Origin of the sequence: Cypionkella sp. (assembly GCF_034376685.1) — a bacterium.
Taxonomy (GTDB): domain Bacteria; phylum Pseudomonadota; class Alphaproteobacteria; order Rhodobacterales; family Rhodobacteraceae; genus Cypionkella.
The window spans coordinates 81033-93783 of record NZ_JAXMJJ010000097.1 but is presented as its reverse complement, the minus strand read 5'-3'; the positions used below and the strand labels follow the sequence as shown (position 1 = coordinate 93783).

General features: G+C 61.0%; 16 protein-coding genes and 2 tRNA genes. 10 read left to right on the top strand and 8 right to left on the bottom strand.

Annotated features, from left to right (window positions below; genetic code table 11):
- Position 1 precedes the first annotated feature (1 nt).
- The 5 genes from U1A24_RS19070 to fabI form a co-directional block, all read right to left on the bottom strand.
- Positions 2–1180 (bottom strand): aminotransferase, encoded by a 1179-nt coding sequence (locus U1A24_RS19070; RefSeq protein ID WP_322323564.1) that lies wholly within the window; start codon positions 1178–1180, stop codon positions 2–4.
- A gap of 118 nt (positions 1181–1298) precedes the next feature.
- Complete coding sequence (locus U1A24_RS19065; protein WP_322323563.1) at positions 1299–1787, bottom strand: DUF2127 domain-containing protein; 489 nt, start codon at positions 1785–1787, stop codon at positions 1299–1301.
- 184 nt (positions 1788–1971) lie between these two features.
- Complete coding sequence (gene gpt / locus U1A24_RS19060) at positions 1972–2478, bottom strand: xanthine phosphoribosyltransferase (protein ID WP_322323562.1); 507 nt, start codon at positions 2476–2478, stop codon at positions 1972–1974.
- An 11-nt stretch (positions 2479–2489) separates the two neighbouring features.
- The gene (locus U1A24_RS19055; protein WP_322323561.1) at positions 2490–3104 is read right to left on the bottom strand and encodes a LysE family translocator; all 615 of its coding nucleotides are present in this window, start codon (positions 3102–3104) and stop codon (positions 2490–2492) included.
- A gap of 4 nt (positions 3105–3108) precedes the next feature.
- Entirely contained in the window at positions 3109–3945 is an 837-nt protein-coding gene (fabI, locus tag U1A24_RS19050; protein WP_416136328.1) for an enoyl-ACP reductase FabI, read from the bottom strand.
- Positions 3946–4067: 122 nt separating this feature from the next.
- Here fabI and pdxH point away from each other — a divergent pair, with 122 nt between their 5' ends.
- The 8 genes from pdxH (at position 4068) to tdh (ending at position 10445) form a co-directional block, all read left to right on the top strand.
- Positions 4068–4670: a pyridoxamine 5'-phosphate oxidase gene (gene pdxH / locus U1A24_RS19045; protein ID WP_322323560.1), complete on the top strand. Its 603-nt coding sequence runs from the start codon at positions 4068–4070 to the stop codon at positions 4668–4670.
- A 118-nt stretch (positions 4671–4788) separates the two neighbouring features.
- Positions 4789–5316 (top strand): cold shock domain-containing protein, encoded by a 528-nt coding sequence (locus U1A24_RS19040; RefSeq protein WP_322323559.1) that lies wholly within the window; start codon positions 4789–4791, stop codon positions 5314–5316.
- On the top strand, positions 5292–5771 hold the full coding sequence (locus tag U1A24_RS19035) for a DUF192 domain-containing protein (RefSeq protein ID WP_322323558.1): 480 nt from the start codon (positions 5292–5294) through the stop codon (positions 5769–5771). Before U1A24_RS19040 ends, U1A24_RS19035 begins: the two co-directional genes overlap by 25 nt.
- Positions 5772–5812: 41 nt before the next feature.
- Positions 5813–5889: transfer RNA gene (locus U1A24_RS19030), tRNA-Pro, on the top strand.
- A gap of 127 nt (positions 5890–6016) precedes the next feature.
- A complete protein-coding gene (locus U1A24_RS19025) occupies positions 6017–7426 on the top strand; it encodes a protein adenylyltransferase SelO (protein WP_322323557.1) in 1410 nt (469 codons plus the stop codon).
- A gap of 105 nt (positions 7427–7531) precedes the next feature.
- Positions 7532–8092, top strand: coding sequence for an XRE family transcriptional regulator (locus tag U1A24_RS19020; protein ID WP_322323585.1), 561 nt, complete (start codon positions 7532–7534; stop codon positions 8090–8092).
- Positions 8093–8232: 140 nt separating this feature from the next.
- Positions 8233–9423 (top strand): glycine C-acetyltransferase, encoded by a 1191-nt coding sequence (locus U1A24_RS19015; protein ID WP_322323556.1) that lies wholly within the window; start codon positions 8233–8235, stop codon positions 9421–9423.
- Positions 9420–10445: an L-threonine 3-dehydrogenase gene (tdh, locus tag U1A24_RS19010; RefSeq protein WP_322323555.1), complete on the top strand. Its 1026-nt coding sequence runs from the start codon at positions 9420–9422 to the stop codon at positions 10443–10445. Before U1A24_RS19015 ends, tdh begins: the two co-directional genes overlap by 4 nt.
- Before the next feature lie 132 nt (positions 10446–10577).
- Here tdh and bfr read toward each other — a convergent pair whose 3' ends face one another.
- A complete protein-coding gene (bfr, locus tag U1A24_RS19005) occupies positions 10578–11063 on the bottom strand; it encodes a bacterioferritin (RefSeq protein ID WP_322323554.1) in 486 nt (161 codons plus the stop codon).
- Complete coding sequence (locus U1A24_RS19000) at positions 11011–11316, bottom strand: (2Fe-2S)-binding protein (protein ID WP_322323553.1); 306 nt, start codon at positions 11314–11316, stop codon at positions 11011–11013. Before U1A24_RS19000 ends, bfr begins: the two co-directional genes overlap by 53 nt.
- Before the next feature lie 240 nt (positions 11317–11556).
- Here U1A24_RS19000 and U1A24_RS18995 point away from each other — a divergent pair, with 240 nt between their 5' ends.
- Entirely contained in the window at positions 11557–12237 is a 681-nt protein-coding gene (locus tag U1A24_RS18995; RefSeq protein WP_322323552.1) for a trimeric intracellular cation channel family protein, read from the top strand.
- Positions 12238–12262: 25 nt separating this feature from the next.
- Here the strand turns inward: U1A24_RS18995 and U1A24_RS18990 are convergent.
- A tRNA-Cys gene (locus tag U1A24_RS18990) sits at positions 12263–12336 on the bottom strand.
- Positions 12337–12467: 131 nt separating this feature from the next.
- Between U1A24_RS18990 and U1A24_RS18985 the strand changes: the two genes are divergently transcribed.
- Positions 12468–12749, top strand: coding sequence for a DUF2218 domain-containing protein (locus U1A24_RS18985; protein WP_322323551.1), 282 nt, complete (start codon positions 12468–12470; stop codon positions 12747–12749).
- The last annotated feature ends 2 nt before the right edge of the window (positions 12750–12751 follow it).

Below are 12751 nucleotides of genomic sequence, written 5' to 3'. Positions count from 1 at the left end.
TTCAGCCCTTGAACGCCGCCAGACGTCGGAAGGTTTCGGCGATGCCGGCTTGGTCGACATTGGCGAAGGCGATGCGGATCTGGCGTTTGCCGTCAGCGGAGCCTTCGGGTTGGAACATGGTGCCGGGCAGCATCAAGAGGCTGGCTTCGGAGACGAGGCGTTTGCAGAGGGCGTCTGATGCCAGCGGGTAGGGGTGTTCGACATAGGCGAAATAGGCGCCGCAGCCGAGCAGTTTCCAGTCGGGCAGGGCGGAGAATCCGCTGACCATTGCGCTACGGCGGGCTAGGATTTCGGCGCGTTCACCTGCGACCCATTGCGCGAGGTTCTGCATGCCCCAAAGCGCGCCGATCTGGCCGAGTTGGCTGGGGCAGATGGCTACGGTGTCGAGGAACTTCTCGACCTGGAACAGGCGTTCGGCAGAGGCGGTGACCGCACCGACGCGGTGGCCGGTGAGGCGGTAGGCTTTGGAGAACGAGTACAGCTGGATCAGGGTGTCATGCCAGTCGGGATCAAGGAACAGATCGTGGGCGCGGCCCGAGCGGCTGTCAAAGTCGCGGTAGGTTTCATCGACGATCAGCGCAAGGCCGTGCGCGCGGCAGAGGTCGCGGAAGGCGGTCAGCGTCTCGGCGGGGTATTCGACGCCGCCGGGGTTATTCGGGCTGACCAGCACGATGGCGCGGGTGCGGTCGGTGATAAGCCGCGCGGCGGCCCCGGCCTCGGGGATCAGGCCGGGGCCAGCGGAGAGGGGCACGGTCTTAACCCCTTGCATATCCAGCCACATTTTATGGTTGAAATACCACGGGGTCGGCAAGATCACCTCGTCGCCTGCGCCTGCCAAAGTGGACATCACGGCGCAGAAGGCTTGGTTGCAGCCTTGGGTGATCGCGGTCTGGCTTTCCAATACCGTGCCGCCGTAAGCCTGCGACCATTGTTTAGCCACCTCGGCGCGCAGGGCGGGCAGGCCCAGAACCGGGCCGTATAAATGGGCGTCGGGGTTGTTCAGCGCAGCATCGGCCAGCGCCTGCCGCAGACCCAAGGGCGGGCTTTCGACGGGGGCGGCCTGACTGATGTTGATCAAGGGACGCTCGGGCGGGAAATTGACACCGGCCAACCAGCGCCGCGCCTCCATCACCGGGGGCGGATCGGTGGCGGCCATCGCGGGGTTCAGCGGGGTGATCATTCAGGGGCCTCCTTGCCGGTGCTGTGCCGCCCTGCTGGGAGACATCGCTGCTGGCGCGCAGTGTTGATGGGATAAGGCTGCGAGATCAAGCGGGAAGCGCCTAAAAGCGTGCAGCGGATCAATGGGCGGGCAGCTTGGCTTTCAGGGCTTTGTATTCCTGCCAGATCAGCGAGATCATCGCGAGATCAAACATCGCCAGCATCAACAGGAAGGGCGAGCCGGTGTGCAGGCATTCAAACAGCTGGTAGATCACGAAGCCCGACAACACCGCCATCCCCGCCGGATAGGCCCACAGGATGCGCGCCCAGAGCATCGCCACGATGGCCAGTTTCAGCCCGCCATGCAGCAGCAAAAACCAGCCGTAGTAGTCTTGGGTGGCAACCGGAAAGCCCTCCATCGCGCGCTGGGTCCAGGCGGCGAGCGTATCGGTCGGGTGTTCGGCAATCTCGAAATGCGTCAGCCAGTAGAGCAGCCGCGCGATCAAGGGGTTTGGCGTCAGCAATAGACCAAGGCCCGCGAGGAACTCGGCAAAGGTCAGGCTGGCCTTGATCACAAGGCTGGTTTCAAACAGCCAGTGCAGCATATGGGCGCGGCTGGGGCGTTTCATCGGTTAGTGATCCAGAGCCTGCCAGCCGTGCGGAACGGTGGCCATCACGGGGCAGCGGGGGCAGGGCATCGGGCGGCCTTTCAGGGGCCCAGAGAGCGGGCACGCCGGGTATGGGCAAGACACCGCATGGTGGCAAGCCCTGTTACAGCTGGTTCAAGCAGCCGTCATCGGAAGGCTTGTGGGCTTAGTCCGCGCCGCGGAACGGCTGGACATATTGCAGCGCCATGTCCCACGGGAAGAAGATCCAGGTGTCTTGGCTGACCTCGGTGATATAGCTGTCAACCTGCGGCTTACCGGAGGGCTTGGCGTAGACGGTGGCGAAATGCGCGTGCGGGTAGAGTTTGCGCACCACTTCCAAGGTTTTGCCCGAATCCACCAGATCATCGACGATCAGAATACCGGTGCCGTCGCCCATCAGATCGGCCTGCGGGGCCTTGATCACCTGCGGCACTGCGCCTTGGGTCTGGTGATTGTAGCTTTTGATCGAGATCGTATCGACGCGGCGGATGTCCAGCTCGCGCGCGACGATCATCGCGGGCACCAGACCGCCGCGGGTGATGCCGACCACGGCTTTCCACATGCCATTGTCTGGCCCCTTGCCATCCAGCCGCCACGCCAGCGCCCGGCTGTCGCGGTGCATCTGATCCCAGCTGACGTGAAAGCCTTTTTCATGTGGCAAGCGGTCGTTCATCGGTTGGCTCCTCAGGTGGCGGCGATCTTCACTCCGAGCAGGGCGAGAAGCCCGCCGAAGCTGCGGTCGATGATGGATTTCAGGCTGATATAGGCGGCTTTGGAGCGCTGGAACGAAAAGATGCGGGCGACGAGGGTGTTCCAGATCGTCTCATTCAGGAACACCACCAGCAAAAGTGCTGCGTAGACCCAAGCCGGGGTGTTCGGCGGCACGGTGCCGACGAAGATCGCCGAGAACAGCACGGCGGGCTTGGGATTGGCGAGTTGGGTGATCAGACCTAGCCGGAACGCCGACCAAGCGGTGCGCGGTGGGCGTCCGGTTTCGGTCATGTCCAGCGGCTGATCGGCGGCTTTCCACATGCCCCAGGCCATGTAGATCAGATAGAGGCCACCGGCGATTTTCAGGGTGTAAAGCAGGGCGGGGGCGGCTTGGAACACCAAGTTCAACCCGAACAGCGCCGCCATCGCCCAAATCACCCCGCCTGCACCGATGCCGGTGGCGAGAAAGAAGCCGGTGCGCAGACCCTCGGTAACGCCGGTGCGCGCCGACATCAGCACGGCAGGGCCGGGGCTGACCGCGGCCATCAGATGCAGAAAGGCGACAGCGAGGAAAGCGGCGAGGGTCATGGGATTAGTCCTTACGGCCGGTGACGACATCAATATCGGGGGCATCGACGGCTTTCATGCCGACGACATGGTAGCCCGCATCGACATGCAGATTCTCGCCGGTGGTGCCGGACCCGAGATCAGACAGCAGATACAAAGCCGCCTTGCCGACTTCTTCCTGTGTGACATTGCGGCGCAGCGGCGAGTTCAGCTCGTTCCACTTCATGATATAGCGGAAATCGCCGATACCAGAGGCGGCGAGGGTTTTGATCGGGCCTGCCGAGATCGCGTTGACGCGGATGCCATCTTTGCCAAGGTCTTCAGCGAGGTATTTGACGCTCGCCTCAAGGCCGGCTTTGGCGATGCCCATCACATTGTAATGCGGCATGACTTTTTCGGCGCCGTAATAGGTCAGGGTCAGCAGCGAGCCGCCTTCGTTCATCATCGCAGCTGCACGCTGGCAGACGGCGGTGAAGGAATAGACGGAAATATCCATCGTCATCAGGAAGTTGGCGCGGCTGGTGTCAACATAGCGGCCGCGCAGCTCGGCTTTGTCGGAAAAGCCAATGGCGTGGACGACGAAATCAATCTTGCCCCACAGTTCGGCCAGATGCGCGAACAAGGCGTCGATCGACTCTTCGTTTGCCACGTCACATTCGATGAAGGTGTTCATGCCGATCGAGGCGGCCAGCGGCTCGACACGTTTTTTCAGCGCTTCGCCTTGATACGAAAAGGCAATCTCGGCGCCTTGTGCGGCAATGGCTTGCGCTATGCCCCAAGCGATGGATTTGTCATTGGCCAGCCCCATGATCAGCCCACGTTTGCCCGCCATCAGCGTGCCCGTCACGAGTCCAGTTGACATTCGGTCTTCCCCGTCCACCTTATTTCCTGAAAAAGCTGTGTAGGCGAAAGGCCGCTCTGCATCAAGAGTGCGCCTGAAGCCGATGGTATGGGCCGCAGTTTACGGCCTCGGAAGGAAAGATCATGGACAGAAGCGGGATTTTTGCGGGCGATGACCCGTTTGCGCTGGCGAAAAGCTGGCTGACGGCGGCAGAGGCCACCGAGCCGAACGATCCCAACGCGATTGCGCTGGCGACGGTTGACCCGGAGGGGATGCCGAATGTGCGGATGGTGTTGTTGAAAGACATCGAGCCTGAAGCGTTCGTCTTCTACACCAACTATGGTTCGGCCAAGGGGCGTGAGCTGGATGCCTCGGGCAAGGCGGCCTTTGTGCTGCACTGGAAAAGCTTGCGCCGCCAGATCCGGGTGCGCGGTCTAGTCAGCCGCGAAGAGGGGGCTCCGGCGGATGAGTACTATGCCAGCCGCAGCTTGAAATCACGGTTGGGGGCTTGGGCTTCGGACCAATCGCAGCCGCTTTCGTCGCGTTTGGCGCTGATGGCGGAGGTGGCGAAGATTACGGCAGCGAAAGGCCCAAACCCCACACGCCCACCGTTCTGGGGCGGCTTTCGTATTGTTCCTTTAGAGATGGAGTTCTGGGCGGATGGCAACTTCAGGTTGCATGACCGCTTTCGGTGGTCTCGGCAAGCTATTGATATGCCGTGGGAAATTTTGCGACTTAACCCGTAAATTTCACGAAGCGTGAAATGATCTGTGCAAAATTGCAGAAAAGATAGCACTTGCAACGGCGGGGAATATGCCTGCATGACTAGACCCTAGGGGCTCAATCTGGGGAAACGGTCCTTCTATGAATGAAGAAGAAATGGACGTGCAAATTCTGCACGGCCTCGTGAAGTGGTTCGATCCAGCCAAGGGTTTTGGCTTTATAGTCGCAGAGGGACACTCTGGGGATATATTGCTACACGCCAATGTGCTGAGGAATTATGGGCAAAGCTCGGTCGCTGATGGCGCCGGGATCACGGTAAAAGTGCAGCAGACCCAACGGGGCGTGCAGGCTGTGGAGGTCGTGAAAATCGAGCCTCCGGCCGGTTCGGTTTTCCCCTTGGGCGAAGATACCGAGCATACAACGCCGGAAGAAATCGCTATTCTGCCGATGGAACCGGCACGGGTGAAGTGGTTCGACAAGGGCAAGGGCTTTGGTTTCGCCAATGTGTTTGGCCGCAATGAAGATGTCTTCGTGCATGTCGAAGTGCTGCGCCATTCCGGTTTTGCCGATCTTTCGGCGGGCGAGGCGGTGTGCCTGCGCATCGTTGAAGGCAAACGTGGTCGGATGGCGGTGCAGGTGTTGTCATGGGAAGCTTCGGTTCACAGCTGATCTTTTTGGCTTTTGCGCTGATCGGGAGTGCGTCCCATGCGGCATGCGCCCCTGATACGGTTGAGTTGCGTGGCCCTTCGGGCGTGCAGCGGTTTTCGGTGGAAATCGCTGACACCGAAGCCGAGCGCAGCATGGGTCTGATGTTTCGCGAACACATGCCCGCTTCGGCGGGGATGTTGTTCATCTATGATCAACCGAAGCATGCCTATTTCTGGATGAAAAACACGCCATTGCCGTTGGATATGGTGTTCGCCGATGCCTCTGGACTGGTGACGGCGGTGCACAGCAATGCGGTGCCGCTGGATGAAACGCCGATTGACGGCGGCGCGGGTGTGGCCGTGGTGCTGGAAATCAACGGCGGTCTGGCCAAGCGGATGGGGATTGCACCGGGCTCGGTGCTGCGCAGTGCGGCTTTGGATCAATCTGTTGCTGCATGGGCTTGTGATGACGAGTAAGGCTTTTCAATCCCATTAAAGCCAGCTAAGAGGCAGTCAGTCGGGGCGTAGCGCAGTCTGGTAGCGCATCTGGTTTGGGACCAGAGGGCCGGGGGTTCAAATCCTCTCGCCCCGACCAATTTCCCAAAAGCTTCCAGTTTCCCAATCTTCCGGTTCTGCATCGGCGATGCGCAGCGCATTGCATGTGCCGTGTTGGCTTGTCCGGGCGCGGCAGCCGCGCCATATCTTTGGCAAAGGAGCACGCCATGATCCAGTTTGATAACTCTTACCTGCGCGATCTGCCCGGCACATATTTGCGGCAAGCGCCGGATCTGGCGCCCGCGCCCGCGCTGGTGGTGCTGAATGCGGCGCTTGCGGCGGAACTGGGGGTGGAGATCGACGATCCGGTGGGCTGGTTTTCGGGGGCCGTGGTGCCCGAGGGGGCCGAGCCTGCGGCGTTGGCCTATGCCGGGCATCAGTTTGGCGGATTCTCTCCCAGTTTGGGCGACGGCCGCGCGCATCTGCTGGGCGAGTTTCTGGGCCCGGACGGGCGGCGCTGGGATTTGCAGCTGAAAGGCTCTGGCCGCACGCCATTTTCGCGCGGCGGTGATGGCAAGGCAGCCTTGGGGCCGATGCTGCGGGAGTACCTGATTTCCGAGGCGATGGCGGCTTTGGGCATCCCCACGACTCGCAGTTTGGCGGTGGTGACGACGGGCGAGCAGGTTTTGCGTGAGGCAGGGCCTTTGCCGGGGGCGGTGGTGGCACGGGTGGCTGCCAGCCATATCCGGGTTGGCACGTTTCAGTTTTTCCATGCCCGCGGCGAGGTGGATAAGCTGCGGGCGCTGCTCGATTATACCATTGCGCGGCATTATCCGGGGGTAGAGGGCGCACTGGGGCTGTTTGATGCGGTGATCGCCGCTCAGGCGCGGTTGATCGCGCAGTGGATGGGGGTGGGCTTTATCCACGGCGTGATGAACACCGATAATATGGCGCTGTCGGGCGAGACGATTGATTACGGGCCGTGCGCCTTCATGGAAGCCTACGCGCCGGGGACGGTGTTCAGCTCGATTGATCGGCAGGGGCGCTATGCCTATGCCAATCAGCCGCTGATTCTGGGTTGGAATCTGGCACGGTTGGCGGAATGCTTGCTGCCGTTTTTCGATGCGGATGCAGATCGGGCGGTGGATCTGGCGAATGCGCGGCTCGAAGGGATTGCCGCGATTTATCGGGCGGAATGGCTGGGCGTGATGCGCGCCAAGCTGGGGCTGCTGGGGGAAAATGCCGGGGACGGTGCGCTGGCGGATGATTTTCTGCAGGCGATCCAAGGCGTTGACTGGACGCTGGCATTTCGGCGTTTGGCGGGGGCTGTCACGGATGAGGCTGGCTTGCTGCCGCTGTTCGAGGATACCACGGCACTGAAAGCCTGGTTGCCGCGTTGGCGTGCAAGGCTGCGGCCGGATCCAAGTGCCGCGCTGTTGGCGGCGAACCCGGCGGTTGTTCCGCGCAATCATCTGGTTGAGGCGGCGCTAGAGGCGGCAACAGCAGGCGATCTTGCGCCGTTTCACGTGCTTCTGGCACAGATTCGCGATCCGTTCGGTGCGGAAGCCGGGCGAGAGGGCTTCACTTTGCCCGCTCCAAAGGGCTTTGGCGCGTATGTGACCTACTGCGGCACCTGAGCCGGGCGGAATTTGAGAAATTCCGTGCACGATTTCCGCGCGGAAATCGGCGCGGCGCAGGGCGCGGGCGTTGACGGATGGCTTTGGCATCGGCAGGGTGTGCGGATGAATCCAAGGTCTGATATCCATGACAGATTGGCGGCCTCGCTGCGTGAGGCGCGCAAAACGCGGGGGCTGAGCCTTGATGCGGTGGCCAAGCTGTCGGGCGTCAGCCGGTCGATGGTCAGCCAGATCGAGCGCGGCGAATCCTCGCCCACGGTCGCGACGTTGTGGAATCTGACGCAGGCTTTGCAGGTGGATTTCGCGGGGTTGCTGGAAGGGCGTCCCGAAGTGGGGATCGAAGTGATCCGCGCGGGGGCAGCGCCGGTGATTGGTGGGCGCGGCTATGGCGTTTCGATCCGGATATTGTCGCCTGCCGATGCGGTGGGCGAGCACGAGGTGTACGATCTGCGCCTGGCGGCGAATGGTTTGCTGGAATCCGAGCCGCATTCTGCGGGATGCCGCGAGCATCTGACGGTGATCGAGGGCCAGATCCGGGTGCGCTCGGGCGAGGATGAGCAGGTGTTGGGGCCGGGCGATACCGCGCGCTATCCGGCCGACCGAGATCATGCGATTGCCGCAGAGGCGGGCGCGGCGCGGGCTTTGCTGATCGTGCAGGACAGCTGAAATGGGCGGGGGCTAGCCCCCGCACCCCCAGAGTATTTGGACCAATGTGAAATGAAATCCGGTGTGGCGGACGAATTTCCGCTATATTGACTTTCGTTTTGGTCTGCGGTTATATCCGTTAAGTTGGAGGAAGTTCTGCCATGACAGATTCACGTTTTCTGAACCATTTGCGCGATACGCTTTCCGGGATTGAGGCCGATGGGCTGATGAAACGGGAGCGGTTGATTGAGGCTGGCCAAGGTGCACGGGTGCGGGTGGCGGGGCGCGAGATGCTTAACCTTTGCGCCAATAATTACCTGGGCTTGGCAGATGATCCTCGGCTGGTTCGGGCTGCCAAGGATGCGATGGACAGCCACGGCTATGGCATGGCCTCGGTGCGGTTCATTTGCGGCACGCAGGATTTGCATCGCGCGTTGGAGGCGCGGATTGCGGATTACCTCGGGATGGAGGATTCGATCCTGTTCGCCGCCTGTTTTGACGCCAATGGCGGGCTGTTCGAGCCGCTGCTGGGCGAGGCGGATGCGATTGTTTCCGACAGTCTTAACCATGCTTCGATCATCGACGGCGTGCGGTTGTGCAAGGCCAAGCGCTATCGCTTCGCTAACAATGACATGGTCGATCTGGAGGTGCAGCTTGCAACCGCCGTGAAGGATGGCGCGCGGTTTATCATGATCGCCACCGATGGCGTGTTCTCGATGGATGGCACGCTCGCCAACCTGCCCGCGATTGCGGCGCTGGCCGAGAAGTATGGTGCGCTGACGATGGTGGATGATTGCCATGCGACCGGATTCATGGGGCCGCAGGGGCGAGGGACATCGTTTCATGCCGGGGTGAAGGTTGACGTTTTGACCGGGACTTTGGGCAAAGCTTTGGGCGGGGCGTTGGGTGGCTATATCGCCGGGCCACAGCCGATGATTGATCTTTTGCGGCAACGGGCGCGCCCGTATTTGTTCTCGAATGCGCTGCCGCCAGCGGTGGTCGGCGCGGCACTGGCGGCGCTGGACATTGTTGAGGCTGCCGATGATCTGCGCGCGCAGTTGTTCCATAACGCCGCCTATTGGCGGGCGGGGTTGGAGGCGATTGGCTTTCGCTTGCTGCCGGGCGAACATCCGATCGTGCCGGTGATGCTGGGCGATGCGCCGCTTGCGCAGAGTTTTGCGCGGGCGCTGGATGCGCGCGGGGTGATGGTTTCGGCGTTCTTTTATCCGGTGGTGCCGCATGGTGGCGCGCGGATAAGGACGCAGATGAATGCGGCGCTTTCAACCGATGACTTGGATTTTGCGCTGGCGGCGTTTGAAGCGGCGGGCAAGGAAGTGAGGGCGATCCGATGAAATCTTTGGTCAAGGCAAAGCCTGAGGTTGGCTTGTGGATGCAAGAGCGCGCCGTGCCCGAAATCGGGCCGGAGGATGTGCTGATCAAGGTGAAGAAGACCGGGATCTGCGGCACCGACATTCACATCTGGAATTGGGATGAATGGGCGGCGCGAACGGTGCCTGTTGGTCTGGTCACCGGGCATGAATTTGCTGGCGAGATCGTCGCCAAGGGGGCCTTGGTTGAGGGGCTGGAGATCGGGCAGCGCTGTTCGGGCGAGGGGCATCTGATTGGCAAACTTTCCCGCCAGTCTCGGGCCGGAAAGTTCCATCTGGATCCTGCGACGCGCGGCATTGGGGTGAATGAACCCGGCGCGTTTGCGGAATATCTGCGACTGCCTGCATTCAATGTGGTGCCGTTGCCGGACAGCATTGATGATGAGATCGGGGCGATTTTGGATCCGCTGGGCAATGCCGTCCACACCGCGCTCAGTTTCGATCTGGTGGGTGAGGATGTTCTGATCACCGGGGCGGGGCCGATCGGGATCATGGCGGCGGCGGTGGCGCGGCATGTGGGCGCGCGGCATGTGGTGATCACCGATATAAATCCGGCGCGGTTGAAGTTGGCGGCGGAGGTGGCGGATGTGACGCCGGTGAATGTGGCCACCGAGGATTTGAAGGATGTGATGGCGCGGCTGAAGATCGTGCAGGGCTTTGATGTCGGGATGGAGATGTCGGGCAATCAGCGGGGCTTGGATCAGATGATCGAGGCGCTGGTGATGGGCGGCAAGATTGCGATGCTGGGGATTCCGCCGGGGAAATCTCCGGTGGATTGGAGCCGGATTGTGTTCAAGGCGATCACGATCAAGGGGGTCTACGGGCGCGAGATTTTCGAGACCTGGTACAAGATGATCGCGATGCTGGAGAATGGGCTGGATGTGCGAAAAGTCATCACCCACCGGTTTGGGGTGGATGAGTTTCAGACCGGGTTTGAGGTGATGCGATCCGGGCAGTCGGGCAAGGTGGTGCTGGACTGGAGTTAGGCTGTCCACGCGTGGACAGGCTTGGTGTTTATGGGAAATCAAAGGGTTAAGTGGGTCTAGTTCAGACCTTCTTAACCTTGGTGCTGGTTTTGCGCTGGGGAGGGGAGGCGGAAGACGCCTCCCCTTACGCGTTTATTCAGCCTGATCGGCGGGTTTGGCGTTGAGCATGGCGTATTTCTCTTCGCCCAAACGCTCTAGCAAACCAAGCTGGGTTTCGAGGAAATCGATGTGGCCTTCCTCGTCTGCAGTCAGCTCGTCAAACAGCGCGCGGGTGACGAAATCCCCAACCTGATCGCAGTAGCGCCGCGCCTCGATATACAAGGTACGGGCCTCGTGTTCGGCGGCAAGGTCGGCTTCCAGCGTTTCGCGCGGGGTCTGGCCGATGCGCAGAGAGTCGAGTTTTTGCAGATTTGGGTGGCCTTCAAGGAAGATGATCCGGGTGATCAGCTTGTCGGCGTGGTGCATCTCTTCGATGCTTTCGGCGCGGCTTTTGGCCGCCAGATGGCCCAGTCCCCAATCGTCTTGCAGGCGGTAATGCAGCCAATATTGGCTAACGGCGGTCAGTTCAGACCGCAGAGCCGCGTTGAGATATTCGATGACTTTTGGGTCGCCCTTCATGGGACATTCCTTTCACGCTGCGCAAATTCGGTATCTGTTGGCCCGGCGCTGCTGCCGATACAACTCCGAAATTCGCAGATTGCCGCATCGTGTCAAGGAACAAGGGCATACAGCCGCCACAATCGGCGCGCTTGCCCAAAGCATGGTAAATCTTTCCCGGCGTAATGATGGTGTCGGGGTCGGACGCGCGCATCCAGTCGACAGCGGCGCGAATGTCATGATCCGAGATGGCTTGGCAGTGGCAGACGATCATTTAGGCACCGTGGCTGTCAAAAGGCTTGCTGAGATAACCTAGCGAAACGGTAGGAAATGTAAACCTGATTCTTTTACTTAGGGATAGCGGGCGGCGCTTTGACAGCAGCAGAACTGTGGCCTTGCGGGCCAAGCTGGCCTAAACCAAAGTCCAAGACCTATGCCGTTCGCGACACCTGCCATGACAAGGGCGAGCCCTAGGCCGCAGCAAACGCAACAGCGCAATCAGGAAAGCCCGAACGTGACAGATATTGCTCAGTTGTTTCAGGATCATTTGGCGCAGGCGCAGATATCGCAGGCGTCGATTCAGCGCATGTTGGATTTGGTGGCGGCGGCGGTTTTTGCGGTGACGGGGGCGCTGGTCGCATCGCGCAAGCAGATGGATATATTGGGATTTCTGTGGCTTGGGGTGGTGACAGGGGTGGGCGGCGGCACGTTGCGCGACCTGCTTTTGGTGGTTCCGGTGTTCTGGGTGATTGATCCGGCGCCGGTTGCGGTCTGTCTGGCGGTTGCGGCGTTGGTGCATTTCAGCGCGCATCTGCTGGGCTCGCGCTATCGGGTGGTGTTGTATCTGGACGCGTTCGGCATGGCGCTGGTGACGATTGCGGGCACCAGCAAGGGCTTGGATGCCGGGGCAGGGCCGCTGGTGGCTGTGGTGATGGGGGTGATCACGGCGGCGTTCGGCGGCATTGTCCGCGATTTGCTGGGGCAAGAGCCGTCGATTCTGCTGCGGCGGGAAATCTATGTTTCGGCCTCGGCGGCGGGGGCGGTGCTGTTTGTCGGGCTGGTGGCACTGGGTTTTTCGCGCGATCTGGCGATGGCGGTGGGTCTGACAGTGGCGTGCCTGATCCGGGTTTTGGCCATTCGATTTGACTGGGCGCTGCCGGTGTTTCGTCCGCGACCCGAGCGGCCACCGCATTGATAAGTCAGGCTTTTGGGGAAATCCCTGGAGGCGGGTATCGGAATCGAACCGATCTACATGGATTTGCAATCCAGCGCATAGCCTGCCTGCCCACCCGCCTCAAGGTTTGGGTGAGATAGGGGATATGGGCGGGGGGTGCAAGGGGTTTATCGGGTTTTGGCGGCTGCGGGTTGTGGTTGGCGGGGTTGCGGGTGTATATTCTGAGTGAAACAGTCAGATAAGGCCCTGTGATGCAGCTTGTTGGAACATTTACCACGCCGAACGCCTCGAAATACTTGCAGCAGTTGTGCAAGCATTTTGCCCATAAGATCGAGGTCAGTTTTGATGAAACCTCTGGGCGGATTCCGTTCACGCTGGGCGTGGCCGAGGTGAGCGCCACGGCGGAGGCTTTGCAGGTGCGGTTTGCCGAGGTGGCCGATGACAAACGGGCGGATGCGAAATCGGTGATTGACCGGCATCTGGAACGCTTTGCGTTCCGCGAGGGGTTTACCGCGATGGATTGGCGGGATTGATC

Coding starts and splice junctions, on each gene's coding strand:
- U1A24_RS19065 (WP_322323563.1), bottom strand. CDS start 1,787: ATGAAACGCCCCAGCCGCGCCCATATGCTGCACTGGCTGTTTGAAACC.
- fabI (WP_416136328.1), bottom strand. CDS start 3,945: ATGTCAACTGGACTCGTGACGGGCACGCTGATGGCGGGCAAACGTGGG.
- bfr (WP_322323554.1), bottom strand. CDS start 11,063: ATGAAGGGCGACCCAAAAGTCATCGAATATCTCAACGCGGCTCTGCGG.
- U1A24_RS19020 (WP_322323585.1), top strand. CDS start 7,532: ATGAATCCAAGGTCTGATATCCATGACAGATTGGCGGCCTCGCTGCGT.
- U1A24_RS19040 (WP_322323559.1), top strand. CDS start 4,789: ATGAATGAAGAAGAAATGGACGTGCAAATTCTGCACGGCCTCGTGAAG.
- U1A24_RS19035 (WP_322323558.1), top strand. CDS start 5,292: ATGGGAAGCTTCGGTTCACAGCTGATCTTTTTGGCTTTTGCGCTGATC.
- U1A24_RS18985 (WP_322323551.1), top strand. CDS start 12,468: ATGCAGCTTGTTGGAACATTTACCACGCCGAACGCCTCGAAATACTTG.
- U1A24_RS19070 (WP_322323564.1), bottom strand. CDS start 1,180: ATGATCACCCCGCTGAACCCCGCGATGGCCGCCACCGATCCGCCCCCG.
- U1A24_RS19015 (WP_322323556.1), top strand. CDS start 8,233: ATGACAGATTCACGTTTTCTGAACCATTTGCGCGATACGCTTTCCGGG.
- tdh (WP_322323555.1), top strand. CDS start 9,420: ATGAAATCTTTGGTCAAGGCAAAGCCTGAGGTTGGCTTGTGGATGCAA.
- U1A24_RS19000 (WP_322323553.1), bottom strand. CDS start 11,316: ATGATCGTCTGCCACTGCCAAGCCATCTCGGATCATGACATTCGCGCC.
- U1A24_RS19055 (WP_322323561.1), bottom strand. CDS start 3,104: ATGACCCTCGCCGCTTTCCTCGCTGTCGCCTTTCTGCATCTGATGGCC.
- gpt (WP_322323562.1), bottom strand. CDS start 2,478: ATGAACGACCGCTTGCCACATGAAAAAGGCTTTCACGTCAGCTGGGAT.
- U1A24_RS19025 (WP_322323557.1), top strand. CDS start 6,017: ATGATCCAGTTTGATAACTCTTACCTGCGCGATCTGCCCGGCACATAT.
- pdxH (WP_322323560.1), top strand. CDS start 4,068: ATGGACAGAAGCGGGATTTTTGCGGGCGATGACCCGTTTGCGCTGGCG.